The sequence below is a fragment of the Parasphingorhabdus sp. genome (genome assembly GCF_036963705.1).
Lineage (GTDB): Bacteria > Pseudomonadota > Alphaproteobacteria > Sphingomonadales > Sphingomonadaceae > Parasphingorhabdus.
On the sequence record NZ_JBALUT010000141.1, the window covers coordinates 1 to 2553 of the forward strand.

General features: G+C 54.6%; 2 protein-coding genes and 1 pseudogene. All 3 read left to right on the top strand.

Annotated features, from left to right (window positions below):
• Positions 1-187, top strand: a pseudogene (locus V7680_RS15420) (TolC family protein); the annotation flags it as partial.
• Positions 184-1422, top strand: coding sequence for an efflux RND transporter periplasmic adaptor subunit (locus tag V7680_RS15425; protein ID WP_335654139.1), 1239 nt, complete (start codon positions 184-186; stop codon positions 1420-1422). The pseudogene V7680_RS15420 and the gene V7680_RS15425, both read left to right, overlap by 4 nt.
• The coding region (locus V7680_RS15430; RefSeq protein WP_442955069.1) for an efflux RND transporter permease subunit at positions 1422-2553 on the top strand (1132 nt) is incomplete at its 3' end. The genes V7680_RS15425 and V7680_RS15430, both read left to right, overlap by 1 nt.

Sequence of the window (2553 nt, forward strand, 5' to 3'; positions counted from 1 at the left end):
TGGTTATAATCGCGGCGGTTTCAGCTTCCGGGATATGCAAGATGCAGCCGACGCTATCATCATAGCGCAAGACAAATGGTTGACCGCCATGATCGAATATCGCGATCTCCAAACCGAATTAGACCGGCTCACCGGACGCTTTGATGCGTCTATTGCGGCAATCAATGAAGGATATACACAGCCATGAAGACGAACTGGAAAATTGGTGCAGCGATGGCGGTATTGCTTCTTGTGCCGATGGCCGCATGTAGCACAGATGCACCGAGTGAAGCGGGCGAAGGCGAAGCAGCCGAAGAAGAAAAAGGTCCTCATCGCGGCAAGATGCTTCGTGACGGGGATTTCGCTGTCGAAATGACGGTTTTTGAAGACGGCGTGCCACCGGAATTTCGTGTCTATCCGACACGCGATGGCAAGCCTGTAGACCCGAAGTCTGTCAAGCTTACGGTATCGCTGAAGCGGTTGGATGGTGAAGTTGAAAAATTCGCGTTCAAGCCGGCGAAAGATTATCTGGTCGGTCAGGGCACGGTTATTGAACCCCATAGCTTTGATGTTGAGGTTGTCGCCGCTTCCAGCGGCAAACGCCATGTCTGGAAATATTCCAGTCCCGAAGGTCAGACGAAGATAAGCGCGTCTGCCGCAAAAGATGGCGGGATCGAATTTGAAGTGGTTGGTCCACAATCGATCAGCGATATTCGCGAAGTGGAGGGCGTCGTCCAACTGGACCCGGCAGCAACTTCTGAAATCAGAGCGCAATTCCCCGGCAAAGTGATGCAGGTGACAAAAGCGGTCGGCGATTATGTCAAAAAGGGCCAGTTGCTGGCGCGGATTGAATCGAGTGAATCGCTGCAAATCTATCCGGTCTATTCGCCTGTCAGTGGCGTGGTTGCTGAGCGCAACGCCAATGTCGGCAATGTTGCCTATGACCAGCCTATTTATGTCATCAGTGATCCAAGCAGCACGAGCGTCGTCTTCAATATCTTCCCGCGTGATCTGGGCACAATCCGGCCTGGCCAGAAAATCATCATTGAGACGCTTGATGGCAAGCCGGTCGCTGATTCGGTTCTCGGAGGCTATTTGCCCGAAGGCAATTCGGCAGCAGGGACGGCGCTGGTTCGCGCGCGTCTGCCGAACCGCGATGGACGCTGGCGTCCCGGCATTGCGCTGCACGGACGTGTGGTGGTGAACGCAGTGACAGTGCCGCTGGCGGTTCGGACAGAGGCGTTGCAGCCGTTTCGGGATTTCACCGTGGTCTATGCCAATTTTGGTGAAGTTTACGAAGTGCGCATGCTCGAACTTGGCCGCAAATCCTCTGAATGGACTGAGGTTCTGGGCGGCATCAAGCCCGGCACCAAATATGTCACCAAAGGATCATTCCTCATTCGGCAGGACATTGAAAAGTCCGGCGCATCTCACGATCACTAATGGAAAACCAAACCATGCTCGCTAGAATAATAGGCTTCTCGATCGCGCAGCGCTGGCTTGTGCTCGCCGTTGTCGTGATACTGATGGCGATTGGTGTGTGGAGCGCCACGCGCCTGCCCATTGACGCTGTGCCCGATATCACCAATGTTCAGGTGCAGATAAACACCGAGGCCGAGGGTTTTTCTCCTCTTGAGGCAGAACAACGCGTTACATATCCGATTGAAACGGCGCTCGCAGGCATTCCGAAGCTGGACTATACTCGTTCGGTTTCGCGCTACGGCCTGAGCCAGGTAACAGTCGTTTTTGAGGACGGCACCGATGTCTATTTTGCGCGGCAGCTGGTGAACGAGCGCCTTCAGGCGGCCAAGTCACAATTGCCCCCGAACATCGAACCGCAAATGGGACCTACCGCGACCGGACTTGGCGAGATTTTCATGTATTCGGTCACGCCAAAAAAGGGCGCAAGAAAATCCGATGGTTCAGAGTGGACGCCGACCGATTTACGCACCTTGCATGACTGGGTAGTGCGACCACAGATGCGCAATGTTCGAGGGGTGGCTGAGATCAACACTGTTGGCGGCTACACCAAACAATATCATGTGACCCCTAATGCCGAGCAACTGGCATCGCTGGGCATATCGCTGACCGATGTGGTCGATGCGCTGGAAGCAAATAATGCCAACGCAGGCGCAGGCTATGTAGAGCGTGCTGGCGAGCAAGTCCTGATCCGGATACCGGGGCGGGTAGAAGATCAGGATGATCTGTCGCAGATAATCGTCGCAAAACGCGGCGGGATCCCTATTCGTGTTGGCAATATTGCCGAAGTCGTAATCGGTTCCGAACTACGCAACGGCGCAGCAACGGAAAACGGCAAAGAGATCGTGCTTGGCACCGTCTATATGCTTACCGGCAGCAATCCGCGAATTGTTGCTCAGGCTGCCGCAGAAAAGCTGGAGGAGGTGAACCAATCGCTTCCCGAAGGTGTGCAGGCCGTGCCGCTCTATGATCGGACAGAATTGGTCGAGCGGACCATTGCAACGGTTGAGACAAACCTCCTCGAAGGCGCGCTGCTTGTAATTGTCATCCTGTTTCTGCTGCTCGGTAATGTTCGTGCTGCGCTGATTACCGCAG

What these genes read in the sequence shown, in the direction of transcription:
- V7680_RS15425 (WP_335654139.1), top strand. Translation starts at nt 184, where the DNA reads ATGAAGACGAACTGGAAAATTGGTGCAGCGATGGCGGTATTGCTTCTT.